Origin of the sequence: Halobellus litoreus (assembly GCF_024464595.1) — an archaeon.
In the GTDB taxonomy this organism is placed as follows: Archaea; Halobacteriota; Halobacteria; order Halobacteriales; family Haloferacaceae; genus Haloquadratum; species Haloquadratum litoreum.
Map to the genome: position 1 here is coordinate 940,874 of NZ_JANHAW010000001.1, position 21,053 is coordinate 961,926.

21 protein-coding genes and 1 tRNA gene are annotated in these 21,053 nt (G+C 69.1%); 16 read left to right on the forward strand and 6 right to left on the reverse strand.

Annotated features, from left to right (window positions below; all coding sequences use genetic code 11):
* Positions 1–93: 93 nt before the first annotated feature.
* The 10 genes from cbiT to NO360_RS04865 are packed head-to-tail and all read left to right on the forward strand — an operon-like array spanning position 94 to position 8,168.
* On the forward strand, positions 94–777 hold the full coding sequence (gene cbiT, locus NO360_RS04820) for a precorrin-6Y C5,15-methyltransferase (decarboxylating) subunit CbiT (protein ID WP_256306381.1): 684 nt from the start codon (positions 94–96) through the stop codon (positions 775–777).
* On the forward strand, positions 774–1,637 hold the full coding sequence (locus tag NO360_RS04825) for a cobalt-factor II C(20)-methyltransferase (RefSeq protein WP_256306382.1): 864 nt from the start codon (positions 774–776) through the stop codon (positions 1,635–1,637). The genes cbiT and NO360_RS04825 overlap by 4 nt, the downstream gene beginning before the upstream one ends.
* The gene (locus NO360_RS04830) at positions 1,634–2,500 is read left to right on the forward strand and encodes a cobalt-precorrin-4/precorrin-4 C(11)-methyltransferase (RefSeq protein WP_256306383.1); all 867 of its coding nucleotides are present in this window, start codon (positions 1,634–1,636) and stop codon (positions 2,498–2,500) included. Before NO360_RS04825 ends, NO360_RS04830 begins: the two co-directional genes overlap by 4 nt.
* Positions 2,501–2,513: 13 nt before the next feature.
* Positions 2,514–3,500, forward strand: a complete 987-nt coding sequence (gene cbiG / locus NO360_RS04835; RefSeq protein ID WP_256306384.1) for a cobalt-precorrin 5A hydrolase — start codon at positions 2,514–2,516, stop codon at positions 3,498–3,500.
* 1 nt (position 3,501) lies between these two features.
* A complete protein-coding gene (locus NO360_RS04840; RefSeq protein ID WP_256306385.1) occupies positions 3,502–4,467 on the forward strand; it encodes a precorrin-3B C(17)-methyltransferase in 966 nt (321 codons plus the stop codon).
* A 31-nt stretch (positions 4,468–4,498) separates the two neighbouring features.
* Positions 4,499–5,563 (forward strand): precorrin-3B C(17)-methyltransferase, encoded by a 1,065-nt coding sequence (cobJ, locus tag NO360_RS04845; protein ID WP_256306386.1) that lies wholly within the window; start codon positions 4,499–4,501, stop codon positions 5,561–5,563.
* The gene (locus NO360_RS04850) at positions 5,553–5,846 is read left to right on the forward strand and encodes a ferredoxin (RefSeq protein WP_256306387.1); all 294 of its coding nucleotides are present in this window, start codon (positions 5,553–5,555) and stop codon (positions 5,844–5,846) included. Before cobJ ends, NO360_RS04850 begins: the two co-directional genes overlap by 11 nt.
* Positions 5,839–6,555, forward strand: a complete 717-nt coding sequence (locus NO360_RS04855; protein ID WP_256306389.1) for a cobalamin biosynthesis protein — start codon at positions 5,839–5,841, stop codon at positions 6,553–6,555. The genes NO360_RS04850 and NO360_RS04855 overlap by 8 nt, the downstream gene beginning before the upstream one ends.
* Positions 6,552–7,796 carry a CbiX/SirB N-terminal domain-containing protein gene (locus NO360_RS04860; RefSeq protein WP_256306391.1) on the forward strand — a complete coding sequence of 415 codons (1,245 nt, stop codon included), beginning with the start codon at positions 6,552–6,554 and terminating at the stop codon, positions 7,794–7,796. Before NO360_RS04855 ends, NO360_RS04860 begins: the two co-directional genes overlap by 4 nt.
* Entirely contained in the window at positions 7,797–8,168 is a 372-nt protein-coding gene (locus NO360_RS04865; protein WP_256306393.1) for a DUF3209 family protein, read from the forward strand. It abuts the gene before it with no gap.
* A gap of 24 nt (positions 8,169–8,192) precedes the next feature.
* Here NO360_RS04865 and NO360_RS04870 read toward each other — a convergent pair whose 3' ends face one another.
* From NO360_RS04870 to NO360_RS04885, 4 genes are read right to left on the reverse strand one after another with little or no spacing between them, the layout of a single operon-like run.
* Complete coding sequence (locus tag NO360_RS04870; protein ID WP_256306395.1) at positions 8,193–8,528, reverse strand: (2Fe-2S) ferredoxin domain-containing protein; 336 nt, start codon at positions 8,526–8,528, stop codon at positions 8,193–8,195.
* Positions 8,528–9,358: a CbtA family protein gene (locus NO360_RS04875; protein ID WP_256306397.1), complete on the reverse strand. Its 831-nt coding sequence runs from the start codon at positions 9,356–9,358 to the stop codon at positions 8,528–8,530. The genes NO360_RS04870 and NO360_RS04875 overlap by 1 nt, the downstream gene beginning before the upstream one ends.
* 2 nt (positions 9,359–9,360) lie before the next feature.
* Positions 9,361–9,549, reverse strand: a complete 189-nt coding sequence (locus NO360_RS04880; RefSeq protein WP_256306398.1) for a CbtB domain-containing protein — start codon at positions 9,547–9,549, stop codon at positions 9,361–9,363.
* A 58-nt stretch (positions 9,550–9,607) separates the two neighbouring features.
* Positions 9,608–11,842 (reverse strand): VWA domain-containing protein, encoded by a 2,235-nt coding sequence (locus tag NO360_RS04885; protein WP_256306399.1) that lies wholly within the window; start codon positions 11,840–11,842, stop codon positions 9,608–9,610.
* 34 nt (positions 11,843–11,876) lie between these two features.
* On the opposite strand from NO360_RS04885, the gene NO360_RS04890 reads away from it, so the two are divergent.
* The 5 genes from NO360_RS04890 (at position 11,877) to NO360_RS04910 (ending at position 19,656) form a co-directional block, all read left to right on the forward strand.
* A complete protein-coding gene (locus NO360_RS04890; protein WP_256306400.1) occupies positions 11,877–15,839 on the forward strand; it encodes a cobaltochelatase subunit CobN in 3,963 nt (1,320 codons plus the stop codon).
* Positions 15,829–16,542, forward strand: coding sequence for a precorrin-8X methylmutase (locus NO360_RS04895; protein ID WP_256306402.1), 714 nt, complete (start codon positions 15,829–15,831; stop codon positions 16,540–16,542). Before NO360_RS04890 ends, NO360_RS04895 begins: the two co-directional genes overlap by 11 nt.
* Positions 16,539–17,303, forward strand: coding sequence for a cobalt-precorrin-7 (C(5))-methyltransferase (locus NO360_RS04900; protein ID WP_256306404.1), 765 nt, complete (start codon positions 16,539–16,541; stop codon positions 17,301–17,303). The genes NO360_RS04895 and NO360_RS04900 overlap by 4 nt, the downstream gene beginning before the upstream one ends.
* A 204-nt stretch (positions 17,304–17,507) precedes the next feature.
* Positions 17,508–18,293 (forward strand): CbiX/SirB N-terminal domain-containing protein, encoded by a 786-nt coding sequence (locus tag NO360_RS04905; protein WP_256306406.1) that lies wholly within the window; start codon positions 17,508–17,510, stop codon positions 18,291–18,293.
* 58 nt (positions 18,294–18,351) lie between these two features.
* A complete protein-coding gene (locus NO360_RS04910; protein WP_256306407.1) occupies positions 18,352–19,656 on the forward strand; it encodes a cobyrinic acid a,c-diamide synthase in 1,305 nt (434 codons plus the stop codon).
* 177 nt (positions 19,657–19,833) lie between these two features.
* Here NO360_RS04910 and NO360_RS04915 read toward each other — a convergent pair.
* Positions 19,834–19,906: transfer RNA gene (locus tag NO360_RS04915), tRNA-His, on the reverse strand.
* A gap of 173 nt (positions 19,907–20,079) precedes the next feature.
* Here NO360_RS04915 and NO360_RS04920 point away from each other — a divergent pair.
* Positions 20,080–20,535 (forward strand): DUF5814 domain-containing protein, encoded by a 456-nt coding sequence (locus NO360_RS04920; RefSeq protein WP_256306408.1) that lies wholly within the window; start codon positions 20,080–20,082, stop codon positions 20,533–20,535.
* Between the two features lie 20 nt (positions 20,536–20,555).
* On the opposite strand, the gene NO360_RS04925 is transcribed toward NO360_RS04920, so the two are convergent.
* Positions 20,556–20,966 (reverse strand): DUF8146 domain-containing protein, encoded by a 411-nt coding sequence (locus NO360_RS04925; RefSeq protein ID WP_256306410.1) that lies wholly within the window; start codon positions 20,964–20,966, stop codon positions 20,556–20,558.
* Between the last annotated feature and the right edge of the window lie 87 nt (positions 20,967–21,053).

Consider the following 21,053-nt stretch of genomic DNA (forward strand, 5'->3'; position numbering starts at 1 on the left):
GAGCTTCTGCGCGATTCTACGCCATTGAGAGCAATCTGAATTTTTCTAATACAACCAAAATTGTTTTACGCCCTACGACGGTTGTATTCGTCGATGGCGCACGTCTCGCTCCCACACGACGCGAAGGCCGGGCCGACGAAGTCCGAAGTGAGAGCCGTCCTTCTCAGTAAACTCGATCTCACACCGACCGACCACTTCGCGGAGGTCGGTTCGTGTACCGGCGCGGTCACCGTCGAGGCCGCCCGACGCGCCGGTCGAGTCACGGCACTGGAACGGAAGCCCGAACGGGTCGAAACGAGCAGAAAGAACCTCGCGGCCAACGAGGTGGGCGGAAGCGTGGAACTGCGAGAGTCCGAAGCGCCGGAGGGGCTCCCGACGGACGCCGACGCGCTGTTCCTCGGCGGCAGCCGGAACTACGAGGCCGTCCTCGACCACGCGGTCGAGCACCGGATCGACCGCGTGGTGATGAACGTCTCGCGGCTGGAGGTCGCCGGGGCGGCGACGGCGGCGTTCAGGGAACGGGGCCTCTTAGACGAGGTAGTCCAGTTCCAGGTGAGCCACGGCTACGAACTCGCCGGCGCGACGAGTTTCGACTCCCAGAACCCGGTGTATATGCTGGTCGGGGGGGCCGGGGAGGTCGCGGCCGACGGTGGGAAGGCGGCGATGGACGACGGGGGGGCGGCGACAGACGGCGGGGAGACGTCGACCGACGGCGACGAGCGCGTGCGAGGCACTGAGCGGTCGCCGGGAGACTCCACGGGAGGCGGACGCCGATGACGCTCTACGGCGTCGGACTCGGCCCCGGCGAGGCCGACCTCGTGACCGTGCGCGGCCGCCGCGTTCTCGAAGCGGCGGACGTCGTGTACTCGCCCGGTCGCCTCTCTCGGTCGGTCGCGACCGAGCACGTCCCCGAGGCGCGGATCGGCGACGTCGACTTCCCGATGACCCGCGACGAGGAGGAACTCCGACGCGCCTGGAAGGCCGCCGCCGCGGAGATCGCACCGCGCGCCCGCGACGACACCGCGGCGTTCGTCACGCTGGGCGATCCGAACGTCTACTCGACGTTCGGTCACCTGCGGCGGACGCTCGCGGCGTTCCATCCGGACGTCGACGTCGAGGTCGTCCCGGGAGTGAGCGCCGTCACCGCCTTCACGACCGCCCTCGGGGTCGAGATCGCCTCGGGATCGAGCGTCGCGCTGCACGAGGCCGCCCGCGGGGCGGCCCCGACCGGTCCGGACCGAATGGTCCTGTTCAAGGTCACCGACGTCCCCGCGACCCACGAGGGACTCGTCGACGCCGGTTACGACGTCGTCTACGGCCGCAGACTGTATATGGAACAGGGCGAGACCGTCGTGACCGACGACCCCGAAGCCCTGGCCGACCGCGACTACTACACCCTCGCGTACGCGGAGAAGCGCGGGCTGGATCCGCGGCCGGCGACCGCGGCGTTCGGCGAGGAGTCGGGGACCGATCCCGGCCCCCCGGCGCAGACCGACGGAGGGGTGGAGCCGACGGCGGAGACCGACGGGGGAATGGGGTCGGCCGCGGAGTCGCTCGCCGCCACCGACCTCGCATCGGTCGAGCGCGCGGAGGGCGAGGCCTGCGGCGACACGGTTCGAGAGGGACCGTCGCGATGACCGACCCGCAGGAGGCCATCGACGCGGAGTCGACCGCGCGAGCGAGCGAACGCGACCCCAGAATCGAGGCGAAGACCGCCGGTGACGTGCAGGAGGGAATTCCCTTCATCGGGGCGGGCCCGGGCGACCCGGGGCTGCTCACCGTCACCGGAAGGGAACTCGTCGAGTCTTCGGACCTCGTGGTTCACGCCGGGTCGCTGGTCAACAGCGAACTCTTGACGGAGTACTGCGCGGACGCCGAGCAAGTGTCGAGCATCGGCAAGGACTTAGAGGAACTCGTGCCGCTGATGCGGGACGCCCACGAGTCGGGGCAGAACGTCGTCCGCCTCCACAGCGGTGATCCCGCGGTCTACGGGGCGGCCGTAGAGCAGATGGACGCCCTGGAGCACGAGGGCGTTCCTACGTACATCGTTCCGGGCGTGACCTCCGCGTTCGCGGCCAGCGCGACGCTCCGAACGCAACTCACCCTGAACGGGGTGGCGAACCACGTCGCGTTCACGCGTCCGCAGGGGAAGACGCTCGACCCCGAGGACGACCACATCGGCGAGTTCGTCGGGATGGGCGACGTGACGACCTGCGTCTACCTCGGGACCCACGCGGTCGACGAGACGATGGATCGGCTCCTCGACGACGGCCACGACCCCGACACGCCGGTGGCCGTCGTCTACCACGCGTCGTGGCCGGACGAGGAGGTCATCGAGGGCACGATCGGGACGATCGGCGAGCGACTGGCGGTGGCGGGCTACCGCGCCTCCGCGATGGTCGTCATCGGCGACGCCGCGCGGAAGGCTGGCTACGAGCGCTCCTACCTGTACGGCGACTGGGCGAATCGAGACGAGACCGCGAGCGAGGCCGACGACTGACGACGACCGAACTATGAGCACGGACACGAACGACACCGACACGGACGCGGGCGAATCGAGCGGCCACTGTTCCACGCCGGACTCCGATGGGGAGGTGGCCGAGGAGATCGCGATCATCAGCTTCGAGCGGAAACTCGACGCCGCCGAGGAGATCGCGGCGGGGATCGGCGACGGCTACGAACGCGTCGACATCGTCGAGTACCACGGCGACGTCTTCGCGGAGCACTGGGGCGAGTACGACTGCTTCGTCGGGCTGATGGCCTCCGGCATCGCGATGCGCAAGACCGCGCCGCTGCTCGACGACAAGTGGGACGACCCCGCCATCGTCGTCGTCGACGAGGAACTCACGTGGGCCATCCCGATCACGGGCGGGCACCACGGCGCGAACCAGGTGGCTGACGACCTCTCGCGGTTGGGCGCGGTGCCCGCGATGACGACCGCGAGCGAGGCCGCGGGCAAACAGGGCGTCGAGAGCAAGGCGAAGGCGCTGGACGCGCACGTGGTCAACGGCGACTCCACGGTCGCGACGAACCTCGCCGTCCTGAACGACGAACTCGGCCCCGTCGCGCGCCTCGACGGCCCCCGGGCGGTCCTCGTCGACGACGACGTCACCGTCCTCAAGCGGAACGCCGAAGAGGGAGTCGTCCTCGGGACCGGGACGGTCTCGGGGGTGAAGAAGTCGCAGGTGCTCGACGCCTGGGCGGCCGCCCTCGACGACCTGGGGTTGGACTTCTCCGACGTCGATTTCGTCGCGACCGGCACCCGAAAAGAGGGTGAAGAAGGCCTCTACGAGGCCGCCCAGGAGATCGACTCCGGCGTCGTCCTCTTCGAGAGAGAGACCCTCGAAGCGTTCGAAGGCCCTTCGCCGTCGCGGTCGAAGGAACTCATCGGCTGGCCCGGCATCGCCGAGGCGTCGGCCATCGCGGGCGGTCGCGAGCACGACCTGGTACTGGAAAAAGAGCGGTTCGACGACGCCGTGACCGTGGCGGTGGGGCGGTAAGATGGCGGAAACTGACGACGCCGTCGCCGACACGGGTGCGTCGGATTCGGGCGCGGGCACCGACGCCACCGGCGATTCGCCCGGAACGCTGTACGTCGTCGGCATCGGTCCCGGACTGCCGCACGCGATGACCCAGCGGGCGAAAGACGTCGTCGCGACCGCCGACTGCGTGATCGCCTCGAACCTCTATCAGGAGTTCCTTCGACGTGACGGGACGCTCCCGCCGGAGAGCGCCGAGGTGGAAGCGGCCGCGGCGGGCGATGCCGCTCCGGACGGCGGAACGAGTGCTGGAAGCGAGTCCGGGACCGTCCTCGAACGTCCGAGCGGGACCCGCCAGACGCTCGTCCGCTCGTCGATGGGGCGGCAGGTCGAACTGGCCCGCGAGGCGTTCGAGCGCGTCCGCGCCGGCGAGGACGTCGCCCACGTCTCCGGCGGCGATCCGAACGTCTACGGCAAGAGCGACCTGCTGTTCACGATGGCGGAGGCCGAGGGGGCCGACGACGTCCCGATCGAGGTGGTCCCCGGCGTGACGGCGGCGCTCGGCGGCGCGGCGAACCTCGGCGCGCCGCTGTCGAACGACTTCTGCACCGTCTCGCTGTCGGACAAGTGGCGCGGCTGGGACGAGATCGAGGAGAAACTCCGCGCCGCGGCGATCAGCGGGTTCGTGATCGTGCTGTACAACTGCTGGCGCGATTACCAGCGCGCCATCGACGTGGTGCGAGAGGAGCGCACCGACGACGTTCCGGTGGGGATCTTCAACGACGCCGGCCGCGGCGACGCGGGTCGGAACCTCGACGACGAGACGCACACGATCACCACCCTCGGCGAGGCGAACGACCACGACGACGAGGTCGGCGGGATGGGGACCTCGATCCTGATCGGCAATCACGAGACGGCGGTCTGGGAGAACGAGTACAGAAAGCACCTCGTCACCCCGCGCGGCGGGCGTGACGTCGACGACTTCTGAAAACCAGCACTGACGCCACCAACATCTGACAATGAGCACGAACGACACCACCGAGACGAGTACAGGCACGGAGACGAGTACGGACGCCGAGAGCGAATGCGGCGCGTCGACCGATTCGAGTGCGGCCGACACCGCGACCGAGACCGGCTCCGGATCGAAATGCGGGGCGTCCACCTCGGTCGACGGAAGCGAGTCGGCCTGCGGGGCTTCCGGTTCCGGCTTGACGTCCGGATCCACCTCTCCGTCCGACTCGAAGTGCGGCGGATCCAAGCACGCGAAGACCGACGAGAAGGTCGAGTCCACCGTCGACGACTTCGAAGCCGACCCCGGACGCCTCGTCGCTGTCGGCCTGGGCCCCGGGCAGCCGGAAGGGATGACCCAGCGGGCTCGGGGAGCGCTCTTGGAGGCCGAGCACATCGTCGGCTACACCACGTACGTCGAGCTCTTACCCGACGAGGTCACCGAGTCAGCCGAAGAACTGTACGACACCCCGATGTGCGGCGAGGTCTCCCGGACGGAGGAGGCGATCGACCGGGCGCTCGCGGGCAACGACGTCGCGATCATCGGAAGCGGCGATCCGAACGTCTACGCGCTGGCCGGCCTGGCGCTGGAGATTCTGGAATCGAAGGGCGCGACCGCGAGTATGGTCGACTTCGAGGTCGTCCCCGGCGTTCCGGCCGCCCAGTCCTGCGGGGCGCGGCTGGGCGCGCCGCTCGTGAACGACACCGTCAGCATCTCGCTGTCGGACCACCTGACGTCGATGCCGACCATCGAGTCCCGACTCCACGCCGCCGCGAAGGAGGGGTTCACCATCGCGATCTACAACCCCTGGAGCCGCAAGCGCCGGGAGAACTTCCGGAAGTGCTGTGAGATCCTCTTGGAGCACCGCGCGGCCGACACGCCCGTCGGGATCGTCCACGGCGCGGGCCGCGACGACGAGGAAGTCGACATCGTCGAACTCGGGGAGTTAGAAGAACTCGGCGAGACCGACCTCGTCGATATGACGACGACCATCCTCGTCGGCAACGAGGAGACGTACGTCTGGGACGACCGGATGGTGACCCCCCGCGGCTACGAGTCCAAGTATGACTACTGAGTACCGAGTTCGCCTCGACCGAGGCGCTTGCGAGGGCGTCTTCGCCTGCCTCGTCCGCGACGATCGGTTCGTCGAGGCCGCCGACGGGTTGGCGACCATCGAGGCGTCGGAGGGGCTGGCGGCGGCCGATGGCGGCAGTCGGTCCGGCGGCGACTGCGGGCCCAACGAGCACGACGAACTCGTCGTCCCGTTCGCCGACGACCGCGTAGAGGCCGCGAAACAGGCCGCCCGCGCCTGTCCCGTCGACGCAATCGAGGTACTGACGGAGGGTGATGATGAGTGACGCGAGTCGGACGTCGGTCACGCCCGAACCGGTCGAGGACCTGCTTTCGGCGACGCCGGCGACGGCGTACTTCTGGGGGCGCGTCGCCGGCGACGGCGAACTGACGCGCGACTGCGTGACCGTCCGCGCGGCAGACGAGACGGCGGCCGACGCGCTGGCTGCGGTCGCCGGGACCGCCCGGGTCGATCACGACCACCGGGTCGCAGCCCGCGAGTCGGCGCACGACGCCTCGATCGTTCGCTTCGACGACGAGTACGAGTTACAGGTGTTCGGCGCGCCGGCCGATCGCGCCGCCGCGGCCCTGGGCCTGCCGATCGACGGCCAGCCGGGCGGGTACCGCTTCGACGCGTTCGCCGAGTACCGCGCGCAGTTCCTCCGGGGGATCCTCGAAGCCTGCGGCACCGTCTGCTTCCGGGAGTCGTCGGGATCGGTCGGCGTGTCGTTCGTCCACGAGGACGAGGCGTTGCTCAGAACCGTTCGCTCGCTGCTCGACGCCGCAGCGCCCCACGTCCCGACTGACGATCTCTCGGAGACGTCCTCGGGCGGCTACTGGTTCGGCCTGGCCGACGACGCGGACACGGCGGCGTTCGCGCGGTGGACGTACGCCGGAAGCGACGACTCCGGGTTGTACTCGACCGCGCGGCGTGGGAAACTCCGCCGAAGCGTCGAGCGGGCTACGGGGAGCGAGGTGGGCGAGCTCTCAAGATGACCGCGAACGCCAGAGCCTCGCCGGACGCGCGGGACGACACCGGCGTACTCGACGACGAGGCCGTGTTGCTGGTAGGCCACGGCTCCCGCCGCGAGAAGTCGAACGAACAGGTCCGGGCGCTCGCGGCCGATCTGGAGGATCGACTCGGCCTACCGGTCGACGCCGGCTTTCTGGAACTCGCGACGCCCTCGATATCCGACGCGATCGCCGGGCTCGCGGCGACAGTCTCGCGAATCAGCGTCGTGCAACTGTCGCTGTTCGCCGCGAGCCACGTGAAGAACGACGTCCCGCTGGCGGTCCAGCGAGCCAGGAACGAACACCCCGACGTCACCGTCCACAACGGCGCACACCTCGGCGTCCACCCGGCGCTCGTCGACCTGCTCGACGACCGGGCGGCGGCCGTGGAGGCCGAGTTGGGCGTCGACCGCGAGACCGACGACGTCGCGGTGGTGCTCTGCGCGCGCGGCTCCAGCGATCCGGACGCCAACAGCGACGCGCACAAACTCGCCCGGTTGCTGTACGAGGGCCGGGCCTTCGACCGCGTCGAGACGGCCTTCATCGGCGTCACCGAGCCGCGGTTGGAGGAGGCGCTGCACGCCGCCGCCAAACACCGGCCCGACGCCGTCGTCGTGCTCCCGTACATGCTCGGCGACGGCGTCCTCACCGGGCGGATCCGCGAGGGGGCCGCCGAGTTCGACGACGAGTACCCCTACGTCGACGCGGCGGCCGGCGACCCGCTCGGAACGGACGGCCGGCTGCTGGACGTCCTCGGCGACCGCTGGCAGGAGGCCCGGACGGAAAGCGTCGATATGTCCTGTGACACCTGCAAGTACAAGGTCGAACTCGACGGCTACGAGGCGGACGTCGGCGGCGCGAAAGCGACGTTGCGCGCGCTGACGCATCAGGAGTCGCACGCCGACCGCGACGACGTGGACGACGAGCCACACGCACACGACGCGCCGGCGAAGCACGTCGCGGTGTGTACCAATCAGACGTGCGCCGCCGACGGCGCGCCGGCCGTCCTCGAAGGGTTGCGGCAGGCCGCACGCGATTCCGACGCCTGCGACGCCCGGATCACGCGTTCGTCGTGTCTCGGCCGCTGCGGCGACGGCCCGATGGTCGCCGTCTACCCCGACGGCGTCTGGTACGGCGGCGTCGACGGGAGCGACGCGGAGCGAATCGTCTCGTCCCACCTCGATCGGGACCGCATCGTCTCGGACCTCGTCGACCAAGTGTTATAAATGAGCTGTCACGAAATCGAAGCCCTACGACTCGGACTGATGAACGTGCTCGGAACGGAAGATCGAAGCGCTCGCGAGCACGCGGAGAAGGAACTGGAGGGCCACCTCGACGGCCCGATCGAAGCCCTCGCGAACGCGGAGACGCTCTCGGAGATCGAGCGACACCTCGACGCGGCGCTCGTGGACCTAGAGGCGGAAGTCGCCGCGACCGATCCCGACGACCCGGCGTACGGCTACGTCCGCGGGCGACTCGTCGCCGTTCGCGACGCCGAACGCGCGGTGCACAGGCTGACCGATCAGGGCGAGAGCGTCCTCGACGGACTTGGCGAGGCACACGACGTGCTGCACGAGACGTTCCCCGTCGAGGAGTAGCGATCAGGGGGGCCGATCCCCCTTCTATCGCGGATCATTCAACCGCGACGCGCCCGCGCCGAACTCGGCTTCGAGCAGCGCCGGCACGTCGTCGGGGACGACGTCGGAGTACCAGCGGTTTCGGGGGTGGATCGCGACCGCGGTCCCCTCGGCGCTGCACAGGCCGAGACAACTCGTCTCGGCGACGCGGACGCGCGACCAGAAGACGTCGCGGTCGCGCAGCCACGTTTTGACCGCCTCGTACACGTTGCGGCCCTGTACGTCCGCACAGCAGGCGTACTCCGAGTCCCGCACGTGCGTGCAGACGAGCACGTGAGCGGCGAAGTCGTCGTCGACGACGTCTTCGGTTCTCGACCGCATCAGTCCGCCGCGGCCGGCGCGTCCGAGCGCGCGCTCGCGACCTCTGACGATCGGTCCCCGACAGAGCGCCGACGGAACCGCGCGTGTGCCGCGGCGAGCAACGCCCAGAGCAGCGCCTGTCCGAACACGGTCATCCCGACGAGCCCCGTCGCCAGGTCGGAGGGGAGCGCGCTCTCGACCGGGTTCGCGGGAGCGAACGCGGCGGGGACGGCCAAGAGACCGAACGGGAGCACGGCCGCGAGGACGGTGGCCCCCCGTCCGTGCGCTTCTCGGAGCCGCTGGTACGCGTACCCCGAGAGCAGACAGACCAGCGCCCCGGCGACCATCATCCCGGCGTAGAGGAGTGTTCGGGTCTCCGTGGGCAGCGATTGCGAGACTCCGGGCGGCTGCGGCGGGAGGACGAGCCACGGCGCGCCCGAAACGGTGACGAACCCGGCCGCCGCCAGGAGGTAGCTCTTCGACCTCTCGGCCCCCGGAATCGCTGGTTCGAGGAGGTAGAAGGCGAAGCCGAAGACGACGCCGCCGAGGAGGACTCCCCAGAGCACGCCGGAGAGGACGCTCACGGCGTTCGTGACCGCTGCGGGAACCGCGGTCTCGTGGTGCCCGCTCCCGACGTCACTGTGGTGGCCGCCGCCGGCATCGTGGTGGTGACCACCCCCTGCGTCGTGGTGCCCGCCGGTCGCGGGCTCGCCGACGGCTTCGCCGCCCTCGTGGCCGAGTTCGTCGGCGAACGCGACGAGCGGGTTGGCCACGAGCGCCAGCAGCAGGCCGAACGCCAGTCCGGCGACCACGCCGGCTTTCACGCCCCGAGTCAGGTAAGCGACGAGCATACTCAGTGGCAGGTGATGCCCGCGGCGTGCCGGAAGTTGTGCATCGAGTCGTGCAGCATCGGTTCTTGAACGAACAGGAGTGCGAATCCGAGCGCGGCGACGAGCGCGAGTCCGACGGCGAGTTGCGTCGGCGTCAGCTCGATTCGGATCCCTTCGATTCGGCCGTGAACGGTGTCAGTGGTTGCCGCCATTCTAAATCACACTTGGAAAAAGACAAGTTAGATTGTAAATCTTGCGTGTGAGAGAAACTCAGCTTTCACGTGCGGCACCGACGACCGCGTCGATCCGCTCGGCGGAGAGCGCAGACAGCGGAACGCGCGTCCCGTCTGTTTCGTCGGCGACCAGTCCGGCCACTCCCGCTTCCCCGCCGTCTCCTGCGTCGACGACGACGACGTGCGCGCCGAGTTCGGCCAGTCGCCGGGCGGCCTCGCGGGTCTCGCCGACCGGGCTCCCCCCGGCGACGTTCGCGCGGCCGTCCGTGACCAACACGACGACGGCGGCGGCGGGGTCGGCCCGATCGAGGACGTCGGCCGCGGTTCGGAGCCCCGCGGGCAGCGGGGTCCGGTCGCCGGTCGGCAGGTCCTTGAGGTGGCGCGCTGCGAGCGTGACGCTGTTCGTCGGCGGGAGGAGGACGTCCGCCCCGTCGCCGGCGAACGAGACGAACCCGACCTCGTCGCGCTGGCGGTACGCGTCCTTCAGCAGTTCGAGTACCGTCCCCTTCGCCGCGCGCATCGCCGGACGCATCGACGCGCTGGCGTCGACGACGAAGAGCACCAGTGCGCCCGCGTCGCTCCGGCGGACCGACTGCCGGAGGTCCCGCGACTCGACGGACGACGCGCCGCGGGCGGCCGCCGCGCGGACCGAGGCGGCGGCGTCGACGTCGTCCGCCGGATTCGCGCGACGTGTGCGCACCCGGGCCCCCTCGCTGTCGACGGTCGGGTCGGTCCGCGTTCGGGTGCCGCTCCCCGCCTTCGCGTCCGTGACGGCCTCAGGCGCGGTCAATTCGGGGGCACGTCCCGCGCCGACTCCGGCGGGCGACTGCCCCGGGACGAGCGGACTGGCCTGTGTGGAGTCGTCGGAGTCGTCCACTGAATCTTCACCGTCGGCGTCCGTGTCGGCCCCCGTGTTCCGGTTCCCGTCCTCCGCGATCTTCCCGTTCCCCGCTGCCGATTCGGTGTGATTGGGGTCGCTGTCGCCGTTTCGGCCCGACGAGGACGGTCCCGCGTCCGTCCCGTCGGGGTCGTTCCCCTCCTCGGACGGTTCGGGCTCGGTCGATGGTCCCGATCCATCGCCGTCGCCCGGGTCACCGGGGTCGCCGGTCTCGCTCGTCGGGTCGCCGCACTCGTTCGCCGAGTCGCTGTTCTCGCCCCTGGCGTCGCCTTCTTCTTTCCCTTCGGGGTCTTCCCCGTCGGTTTCCCCATCGTCCTCGTTGCCTTCGTCGCCCGCTCCGTCGAAGTGGTCGTCGACGAGTTCCTCGGGATCGGGGGCGTCCTCGAACGGGCGCGCTCGAAGCCGGTGCGGGAGCGCGAGTTCCGCCGCGCGTCGGACGTCGGGTTCGACGACCTTCGAGCGTCCGTCGAGTGCGGCGAAGGTCATCGCGGCCCGCGCCGTGGCGATGTCGCCGCGGTGTCCCTCCGCGCCCGAGTCCCGGCACAGTTCCGCGATCTCCCGTTGGAATTCGGTCGGGAGGTCGACCTCCGGGAGGAGTTCGCGGGCCGTTCGGAGCTGGTCTCGGCGATCTGCTTCGCCGTCGGTTTCGGTGCTTGACGCCGTCCCCCCCGTATCGCGGCCGATCGCACGGTCGATGATGTCGACCCGTTGATCCAGGTCCTCGCAGGCCGTCACCGTCGCCTGAAGCGCGAAGCGGTCCCGCAGCTGGGGACGGAGGTCACCCTCCTCGGGGTTCATCGTGCCGACGAGCGTGAAGTCGGCCGGGTGGGTGACGCTGACGCCGTCGCGCTCGACGCGATTGACCCCGCTGGCCGCCGCGTCCAGCAGCACGTCGACGAGGTGGTCGTCGAGGAGATTCACCTCGTCGACGTAGAGGATGCCGCGGTTCGCGCGGGCGAGCAGGCCGGGATCGAACTCGTACTCGCCGGCCAGCGCGTCCGACACCGAGAGCGTCCCGACGACCCGCTCGCGGGTCGCACCCAGCGGGAGCGTCACGAGTGGGACCGGCCGCTCGGTCCGCGGCGGGTCCGTCCGCTGGCGACAGCGATCGCACTGGCGTTCGGGGTCCTCGGGCGGACAGCCGTAGGGACAGTCGGTGACGACGTCCTGTTTCGGTAGCAGGTCCGTCAGCGCCCGGACCGCCGTCGACTTCGCCGTTCCCTTCTCGCCTCGGATAAGGAGGCCGTCCAGGCTGTCGTTCGCCGCGACGGCGAGTAAAGCCCGCTTGAGTTCCTCCTGTCCGACGATCTGGGAGAACGAGAACCCTGACTCCCGATCGTGCGAAGCTTTTTTCACTTCACCGTAATCAATCATACTTGAATTAGCGCAATAGAGGTTTAACAACGTTATGCCAACAATCGGCCTGTACACCGCGACCGAAAACGAGCTCGGGGCCGTCCAGCGCGCCGCGAAGCGGACGGACGTCGACCTGGTCGTCCGCTCGGAGAGCGACCTCGACGACGGGACCGACGTCGACGCGTTCCTCGACGAGATCGACGACGCGACGGCGGCGGTCTTCTGGCTCCACGGCGGCGAGGAGAGTATGCCCGGATACGACCGCGCCGTCGAGCGATTGCGCGACGCCGGCGTGCCGCTCGTCGTCAAATCGACCGGAGACGCCTACGCGATCGAGGACACGTCCGTCGCCGCGACGGACCGCGACCGCATCTACGAGTACCTGGAACGGGGCGGGACCGCCAACGTCGCGAACTGTCTCCGCTTCCTCGCCGACGAGTATTCCCACATCGACCGCGAGTACGACGATCCCGTGACGCTCCCGACGGAGGGCGTCTACCACCCCGATCACCCCGGGGCGTCCTACGAGGAGTTGGCGGCCGACCTCGACCCGTCGACGCCGACGGTCGCGGTCTGGTTCTACGAGTCCCACTGGACCCACGAGAACACGCGCTACGTCGACGCCCAGGTGCGGGCCGTGGAGGCCCAAGGCGCGGACGCCCTGCCGATCTTTTGCAATCCGGCGACCGATACCGAGGGGCAGTGGGACGCCGAGCGGGTGACTCAGGAGTGGCTCCTCGACGACGGAGAACCCCTCGTCGACGCCGTCCTCTCTTCGTTTATGTTCTCGCTGTCGATGGACGAGCGGGGGCGCGCGGCCGACGACGAGGGCGATAGCGCCGAAGACGTCTTTGTAGAGCAACTGGGCGTCCCGGTGATCCAGACCGTCACGACGATGCGCTCGCGGTCCCGGTACGCGTCGAGCAACACGGGCGTGATGGGCTTCGAACTCGCCCTCTCGGTCGCGCTCCCGGAGTTCGACGGCAACGTCGTCACCCACCCGATCAGCGGGAAGGAGCGCACCGACGACGAGGCCGGCATCGGGAGCGCGCCGAAGCAGCACTTCCCGATCGACGACCGGGTCGACCACGCCGCGCGACTGGCGGTCAACTGGGCGCGGTTGCGGCACGTCCCGAACGAGGAGAAGGACGTCGCGGTCGTCCTGCACAACTACCCGCCGAGCGACGACGGGATCGGGACCGCCTTCGGCCTCGACAGCCCCGAGAGCACGGTCAATCTCCTGGAAGAACTCGGTGCACGGGGGTACGACCTCGGCGGGGGCGACGGCAGCGACGCGTCGCCGTCGCTCCCCGACAGCGGCCAAGCGCTCGTCGAGCGGCTCACCGACCAGCTCACCCTGGACAACCGCTGGGTCGCCCCCGAGGACGTCCGCGACCTGAGCGTCGACGTCGTCGCGCCAGGTCGCTACCGCGAGTGGTTCGGTGAACTGGACGAGCGCTTCCGAGAGAACGTCCGCGACGAGTGGGGCGAGGCCCCCGACCGACCCGTCGCGATCCCGGGCGTCGAGTTCGGGAACGTCCTCGTCACCGTCCAGCCGCCGCGCGGCTTCGGGATGGACCCCTCGAAAGTGTACCACGATTCGGACCTCCAGCCGCCGCGCGGCTTCGGGATGGACCCCTCGAAAGTGTACCACGATTCGGACCTCCAGCCGCCCCACGACTACGTGGCATTCTACGGCTGGCTCCGGAACGCGTTCGAGGCCGACGCCGTCGTCCACCTCGGGACCCACGGCAGCCTGGAGTGGCTCCCGGGCAAGACGGTCGGGTTGGACGGCGAGAGCGCCCCCGACCAACTGATCGACGACGTCCCGAACGTCTACCCCTACATCGTCAACAACCCCGGCGAGGGGACGCAGGCGAAGCGGCGCTCCTACGCGGCGATCGTCGACTACCTCACGCCGGTGATGCGCAACGCCGGAACGTACGACGAACTGTCCGAGTTGGAGGAACTCGCCGACCAGTATCGTGAGGCCGGGATGGAGGACGCCCGCACCGACGACGGCGAGGGCCTCGAACGGCAGCTCAGAGAGAAGGTCGACGAACTCGACCTCGCGGTGGAATTGGGAATCGCGGGCGACATCGACGAAAAAGCAGACGTTCGCGGTCCCGACGAAGCCGGCTCCACGCTCGCCGAGGGCGCGGTCGGCGGCGACGACGTCGCCGTCGACGAACTCGTCGAGCGCGTCCACGCGTACCTCACGGACGTGAAGACGACCCAGATCCGGATGGGGCTCCACACGATGGGCGAACCGCCCGAGGGCGAACGGCTGACCGAGTATCTGGTCGCGCTCACCAGACTGGAGAACCCCGGCGGCCCGAGCCTCAGGGAGAGCGTCGCGGGCGTGCTCGGCGTCGACTACGAGCGGATGCTCGACGAGCCGGGCCACTACGACGAGGAGCTCGGGATGACGCTCTCGGAGGCGGCCGACGAGGTGTACGAGACGAGCCTCGACCTCGTCGAAACACTCGCCGAGCACGACTTCGACCCGCCGGCCTCGGAGGTCGACGCTGGGCCAGACGATGAGGTAAATATGAACCTGCTCGTCGTCGATATCGACCCGCTCGGGGACGCGCGGGTGCAGTCCGGTGCGCACGAGGACCTCCGCGCGGCCCTGAACTTCGTCTGCGAGGAGGTGGCCCCGCGCGTCCGCGGCGCGTCCGAGGAGATTCCGCGAACGGCCGAGGCGCTGGCCGGCGAGTACGTGCCGCCCGGTGGCAGCGGCGCGCCGACCCGCGGCGGCGTCGACCTGCTGCCGACGGCGCGGAACTTCTACACGCTGGATCCCCGAAAGATCCCGGCGAAGAGCGCCTGGCGCGTCGGGCGCGAGGTCGCGGAGGGTACCGCCGAACGCCACGCCGACGAGCACGGCGCGTACCCCGAGGAAGTCGGCGTCGTCGCCTGGGGGACGCCCACCGTGCGGACCCGCGGCGAGACGGTCGCGCAGGTGCTCGCGCTGATGGGCGTCGAACCAGAGTGGACCGACGCGGGACGCGTCGACGGCGTCTCTCCAATTCCACTCGACGAACTCGAACGCCCCCGAATCGACGTCACGACCCGCGTCTCGGGGCTGTTCCGCGACGCCTTCCCGCAGGCCGCGAGCGTCGTCCGCGACGCCGTCGACGCGGTCGTCGATCTGGACGAACCACACGAGATGAACTACGTGAAGAAGCACGTCGAGGAGGAGACCGAACGGCTCGAGGAGGCGGGCGTCGACGATCCGGAGACGGCCGCAAAGCACCGCGTGTTCACGACCCGTCCCGGCGGGTACGGCGCGGGCACGAACAAGGCCGTCGACGAGGGGAACTGGGAGGACCGATCCGATCTGGCCGACGTGTACGTCCAGTGGGGCGGGTACGCCCTGGGGAGTCGCGGCCGCGTCTCGGAGGCGCACGACGCCTTCGAACGTCGGCTGGGCAGCGTCGAGGCCACAGTCAAGATCGAAGACACCGCCGAGCAGGACGAGTTCGACAGCTCCGACTGGTACGCGTTCCACGGCGGCTTCATCACCGCCGTCTCGGAGATATCGGGCGAAGAGCCGGCCTCCTACGTCGGCGACTCCAGCGACCCCGACAACGTCTCCGTCTACACGAACGAGGAGAAGGTCCGGAAGGCGATGCGCGCCCGCGTGCTCAACCCCGACTGGCTCGACAGTATGGAAGAGCACGACTACAAGGGGGCCGGCGACCTGTCCACGACGGTCGACGTCGTCCTCGGCTGGGACGCGACCACCGGCGTCGTCAGCGACGCACTCTGGAGCGACGTCGCCGAGAAGTACGCCTTCGACGCGGACAGGCAAGAGTGGATGCGAGACGTGAACCCGTGGGCCATAGAGAGCATCACCGACACCTTGCTCGAAGCCATCAGCCGCGGGCTGTGGGACGCGGACGAGGCGACGGCCGATCGGCTGCGAGACGTCAACCTCCGCGTCGACGGTGACCTCGAAGCGCGCGCCGGGGGAGTAGCCGTTCCGGAGGCGTCGAGCGATGACGACTGAGCGAGTCGAAACTGCGTCCGAGAGCGACGTCGACGAGTACGCCGACCTCGGCGCGACCACGGAGAACGCGATGGACATCGCGGAGACGAGTATGGACCGCGTGCGCGAACTCGTTCCCGACGAGACGCTCGCGGACCGGGTTCGACAGAAGAGCGTCCACGCGACCGGCGATCCCGAGTTCCAGCACCTCGTGCGGTTCACCGGCGAGACCGACGACGAACCGGTCGTCGCCGGCGCGCGGGCGGTCCTCGAGGAGCGCCCCATCGTCACCGATATCACGATGGTGAAAGCGGGGGTCACGGGGCGCGGTCACGGCTGCCCCGTGCGGAAGGCCATCGGAAACGGGGCCGATCTCGCGAAGCGAACCGGGATGACGCGGACGGCCGCGTCCGTCCTGGAACTCGATCGCGAGGGCGTCTACGACGGCGCCGTCGCCGTCGTGGGCAACGCGCCGACGGCGGCGCTCGCGCTCGCCGACTGCATCGAAGACGGGACCCGACCCGCCGTCGCGGTGGCCACGCCGGTCGGGTTCGTCAAGGCCGTCGAGAGCCGCGAGCGCCTCCGCGAAGTGGCAGCGGCCCGTGGGGTCCCGGCGATCACGAACGTCGGCCGCCGCGGCGGGAGCGGGCTGGCGGCCGGGCTGACGAACGAGCTCGTCCACGTCGCGAGCGACGTCCGGAACGGCGAGGTCGACCTCCCGTGAGCGACGAGTACGACCTGGATACGGGGCCCGATCCGGCCGCCGTCGCGGCCTCGGAACCGGAGCCCGACGCTGACGGGAGGAGAAGTGCGGTCGACGCCGTCGGAATCGGGCCGGGAAACCCGGAGTACCTGACTCCGAGAGCCGAGCGTTCGATCCGCGAGGCCGACGTCGTCGTCGGCTTCGAGACGGTCGTCGAGTTCGTCGCTGGGCAGACCGACGCCGACCTGCTCACCTGCGGATACCGCGACGAGGCCGAGACGCTCGCGACGTTCGCCGACCGCGTCGCCGACGGGGAACGCGGGACGGCCGTGCTGATGGGCGATCCGAACCACTCGGGGTACCAGTTCGTCGGGAAGGTCGAGGCCGCCGTCGGAGCCCCGGTTCGGGTGATTCCGGGAATTTCCTCGCTGCAAGTGGCCGCGAGCAGGGCGCGGACGCCGATGGAGGACGCGTGCTTCGTGACGCTGCACAAGAGCGGAGACGTCACGGCGGGTCTGCAGCGACTCCGCCGCAACGTCGGTCAGCGGCACCTCCTCGTGCTCCCGCGCCCCTACGACTGGATGCCGGAGGACGTCGCGGCCGACTTGCTCGAAACGGGCGCCTCGGCGTCGCTGGACGCCCTCGTTCTGGAACGGCTCACGCATATCGACGAGGTGGTGACCCGAACCACGCTGGGTGCCCTCGGAGCGCGGGCCACCGACTCCGCCTCCGAGGAATCGCCGTTCTCCGACCTCTCGGTGCTCGCCGTACGGTCCGACTGAACCAGCCAGCCGACCGCCATCCTCTGTCTGCTGTTTCGGAGTCCACCTCCGTCGTTCCCACCAGCCTGCGCGTCTCCCTCACCGTCCCGAAGCGGCGATCGCGGGCGACGGCGCCATCACCACAACTTATTTGATATTCCGTCTCCACGAGTAAATCAACCCAAATTTGGATAGATAAAATTAAATTGTTTTAATGGACGATCTATGACATCCGAATCAATCCTGCTCGTCGCCCGCGACACGAGAAACGCCCGCGAAGTGCTCGGAGAACACGCTGACCGACTCCGTCGCCGCGGTGTCGTCGACGACGTCGAGGTGGCGACCTACGAGAGCGAACCGGTCCGAGAGCTCCGCGAACAGTTCGAGCGCGTCGCCGCCGACACGGTGTACGCGGTCCCGATGTGTGCCGCGCACACCCACGAAACGACCGACGACGTTCCCGCCGCGCTCTCGTACGTCCCGGGAAACGTCCGCTACTGCGAACCGCTGGGTGGGAGCCCCGCCGTCACCGAGGTGATCGAAGCGCGGGGCGAAGAGCTGCTCCCGGCGTCCGAAGACGTCTCGCTCATCCTTGTCGGCTTTGGAAGCAGTGCTAAGCCGTATCACCGGCAGACGGTCGATTACCACGCGGCTCGACTTCGCGAACAGTCGGCGTATCGCGAGGTTCTGCCGTGTTATCTCCTCCAGAATCCTGCCGTCGAGTGCGTCCGATACAACGCGACCGGGAGCCGCTCGGTCGCCGTCCCGCTCTTTCTGTCGCGGACCGAGGCGACCGAGCGCCGGATCCCCGCGGAACTGGAACTGGACCGCGGCGGCATCGAATACGCCGACCCGCTCGGGGAACACCCGCGGATAACCGACGCCGTTCACGCGGAAGTAGCGAAGCAGCGCGCGCTGGCACCCGTCGACGCGGCGACCGACGCCTCGTTCGAGACCCGACTGACTCGGTCGCGGCGTCCGGTCGCGACGGACGGAGAGGGCCGACGGTGATTGTCCCGGTCGGTCCCGATACGACGGCAGTGGCTGCCCGCGGCGGCGGCTTGAGGCGATGAAGGGCATCGTAATCGGCGGAACCCGCTCCGGTGTCGGGAAAACCGTCGCCACGCTGGCCGTCGTTCGGGCGCTGGATGCGGCCGGGCAGTCGGTCCAACCCGCCAAGGCCGGTCCCGACTTCATCGATCCGAGTCACCACGAGCGCGTCGCGGGTCGCCCGTCGCGGACACTCGACCGCTGGCTCCAGGGCGAGGCGGGCCTCCGACGGAACTACCACCGCGGCGAGGGCGACGTCTGCGTCGTCGAGGGCGTGATGGGTCTGTACGACGGCGACGGCTCCAGCACCGCGATGGTCGCCGAGGCGCTGGACCTCCCGGTCGTCCTCGTCGTCGACGCGAAGGCCGGGATGGAGAGCGTCGCCGCGACCGCGGTCGGGTTTCGGCGATACGCGGCACACGTCGACCGCGACGTCGACGTCGTCGGCGTCATCGCACAGCGCGCTCACGGCGGCCGCCACGAGCGCGGCATCCGCGACGCCTTGCCCGACGGGCTGGCGTATCTGGGACGGATCCCGCCGCGCGGCGATCTCGAGATTCCCGACAGACACCTCGGGTTGCGGATGGGCGACGAAGCGCCGCTCGAACCGGAGGTACTCGACGAGATCGCCGAGCGTATTCGCACCGACCGACTCCTCGACCTCGCGCGAACGTCGCCGCGACCCGATCCGGAAGCGGAGCGACCCCCGTCGGGGACCGGCAAGCGCGTCGCAGTCGCCCGGGACGACGCCTTCCGGTTCTGTTACCCGGCGACCGCCGAGCGCCTCCGCGAGCGCGCCGAAGTGGTGACCTTCGCGCCGACGGCCGGGGACGACCTCCCGGACTGCGACGGGGTCTATCTCCCGGGCGGGTATCCGGAACTGCACGGCGAGGCGCTGGCCGAGAGCCCGGCGCTCGATCAACTCGAAACCGCGGCGGCCGACGGCCGCCCCGTCTTCGGCGAGTGCGGCGGGCTGATGGCACTCGCGGAGTCGCTGACGACCGCCGACGGCGACACTCACCGGATGGCCGGCGTCCTCCCGGCGGACGTGCGGATGCACGACCGGTATCAGGCGCTCGACCACGTCGAACTCCGCGCCCGTCGCGGGACGCTCACCGCCGATGCGGGGAGTCGGCTCCGGGGTCACGAGTTCCACTACTCCAGCGCCCAGGCGGCCACGGACGCCCGATTCGCGTTCGACGTCGAGCGCGGCGAGGGCATCGACGACGGGCGAGGCGGGCTCACCGAGTACCGGACCCTCGGGACGTACTGTCACGTCCACCCCGCGAGCGGGGCCTTCGACGCGTTCGTCGAGTCGCTGTGAAAGTAGCGCATCGTTCGCGTCGCTCCTGACGGAGCGGCCGCTCGCGGGGAGTACCGCTCGGAGGAAGGTCCGGGTGCGAGAATCGAACCTCACTCGCAACTTCGCTGCGCTCAGTTGCTCGCTGATTCAATTCTCTGGACGGACTTTCGTCTGCTCACGTTGTTCGCGGACAGAAAGGTCCGGGTGCGAGAATCGAACCCGCGTCTCAGCCTCCACAAGGCTGAAGGATAGTCCACTACCCTAACCCGGACACGCACCTTCAGGTATCCCCGTCGAAGTCAAATACGTTACGACTCTGCAGCGGGATGCGCCGACCTCACACGGTGCACTTCCGATGGAACCGTCGCCGCGATCGGCTCTGACGGCGCGACACGCCGCAGACCGGGACGCTTTTCGCTCACAGAGTCGTACGAGCCGATAACCGTGGCCATCACGGACAAGGTCTACCTCAAGAACCACCGTCAGATCGTCTCCCAGTTGGACGTCAACATTCCGAAAGGCGCGTTCAAGGGGGCGACGATAGACGTACTGTACTCGGGGGAGGGACTCACGAAAGTCGACGACGCGACGCGGGACCGGCTCCTCGACTTCGCGGAGGACTTCCTCGATCCGGAAAACCCCGACGACCTCTACACGGGCTATCCCGAGCGGCAGTTCGTCCGCTACCTCCTGGAACTCCGCGCCCAGGGCCTCGGTCCCGACGCCATCGTCGACGTGATGGGCGACGAGTATATGCTGTACGCGTATCCTGGCGACATCCTCTCGTTCTTGGACAACGCGGTCCGGACGCTGGAAGCGGCCGAGACGCTCGCCGAGGTCGAGGGGAACCAGAAAATGGAGCGGAAGATGCACCGCGCACGGAAGGCGCTCTCTGGGTAACTCCGGGTCGTAGCGTCCGCCTATCCCAGTCGGAACGACGGCTCGTCGGCCTCGTTCGCGTCGAGGTCTTCGAGTTGGATGACGTCCTCGTTCTCGTCTTCGAGTTGCTCGCGGAGGTAGTTCACGTACTGTTTGTGCTCCTCCAGTTGTTCGCGGAGGTGTTCGGCCTCCAGTTCGAGGCGCTCGTGCTCGCGGACGAAGCTCTTGGGGACTTTCACTTTCGGCGGGAAGCTCTCGTCCTCGCCGTTGCGTAACCGTTCGAGTTCGTGCTCGGGGACGACCTGAACCTGGCCGTCGTGGGCAACGAGCGTGTCGACGTAGTCTCGGAAGACGGCCGACAGCGAGATGTCGCGCTCCTCGGCGATTTCCCGCAGCGTCTCGAACGCGTCCTCGTTGACGCGGAACGAGATGGTCTTGTTCTTGTTGCCCATTGGCTCGTTTCGACGTTCGTCGGCGAACTCACTTAAACGTTCGTCAGACAGTCCCACGGACCGGCTGCGTTTCGACCGACGGAGCGC

Excerpts from the sequence above, each read along its gene's own strand:
- cbiT (WP_256306381.1), top strand. The coding sequence starts at position 94 with ATGGCGCACGTCTCGCTCCCACACGACGCGAAGGCCGGGCCGACGAAG.
- NO360_RS04825 (WP_256306382.1), top strand. The coding sequence starts at position 774 with ATGACGCTCTACGGCGTCGGACTCGGCCCCGGCGAGGCCGACCTCGTG.
- cobJ (WP_256306386.1), top strand. The coding sequence starts at position 4,499 with ATGAGCACGAACGACACCACCGAGACGAGTACAGGCACGGAGACGAGT.
- NO360_RS04865 (WP_256306393.1), top strand. The coding sequence starts at position 7,797 with ATGAGCTGTCACGAAATCGAAGCCCTACGACTCGGACTGATGAACGTG.
- NO360_RS04855 (WP_256306389.1), top strand. The coding sequence starts at position 5,839 with ATGAGTGACGCGAGTCGGACGTCGGTCACGCCCGAACCGGTCGAGGAC.
- NO360_RS04895 (WP_256306402.1), top strand. The coding sequence starts at position 15,829 with ATGACGACTGAGCGAGTCGAAACTGCGTCCGAGAGCGACGTCGACGAG.
- NO360_RS04885 (WP_256306399.1), bottom strand. The coding sequence starts at position 11,842 with ATGATTGATTACGGTGAAGTGAAAAAAGCTTCGCACGATCGGGAGTCA.
- NO360_RS04850 (WP_256306387.1), top strand. The coding sequence starts at position 5,553 with ATGACTACTGAGTACCGAGTTCGCCTCGACCGAGGCGCTTGCGAGGGC.
- NO360_RS04840 (WP_256306385.1), top strand. The coding sequence starts at position 3,502 with ATGGCGGAAACTGACGACGCCGTCGCCGACACGGGTGCGTCGGATTCG.
- NO360_RS04890 (WP_256306400.1), top strand. The coding sequence starts at position 11,877 with ATGCCAACAATCGGCCTGTACACCGCGACCGAAAACGAGCTCGGGGCC.
- NO360_RS04860 (WP_256306391.1), top strand. The coding sequence starts at position 6,552 with ATGACCGCGAACGCCAGAGCCTCGCCGGACGCGCGGGACGACACCGGC.
- NO360_RS04910 (WP_256306407.1), top strand. The coding sequence starts at position 18,352 with ATGAAGGGCATCGTAATCGGCGGAACCCGCTCCGGTGTCGGGAAAACC.
- NO360_RS04830 (WP_256306383.1), top strand. The coding sequence starts at position 1,634 with ATGACCGACCCGCAGGAGGCCATCGACGCGGAGTCGACCGCGCGAGCG.
- NO360_RS04875 (WP_256306397.1), bottom strand. The coding sequence starts at position 9,358 with ATGCTCGTCGCTTACCTGACTCGGGGCGTGAAAGCCGGCGTGGTCGCC.
- NO360_RS04870 (WP_256306395.1), bottom strand. The coding sequence starts at position 8,528 with ATGCGGTCGAGAACCGAAGACGTCGTCGACGACGACTTCGCCGCTCAC.
- NO360_RS04925 (WP_256306410.1), bottom strand. The coding sequence starts at position 20,966 with ATGGGCAACAAGAACAAGACCATCTCGTTCCGCGTCAACGAGGACGCG.
- NO360_RS04880 (WP_256306398.1), bottom strand. The coding sequence starts at position 9,549 with ATGGCGGCAACCACTGACACCGTTCACGGCCGAATCGAAGGGATCCGA.
- NO360_RS04905 (WP_256306406.1), top strand. The coding sequence starts at position 17,508 with ATGACATCCGAATCAATCCTGCTCGTCGCCCGCGACACGAGAAACGCC.
- cbiG (WP_256306384.1), top strand. The coding sequence starts at position 2,514 with ATGAGCACGGACACGAACGACACCGACACGGACGCGGGCGAATCGAGC.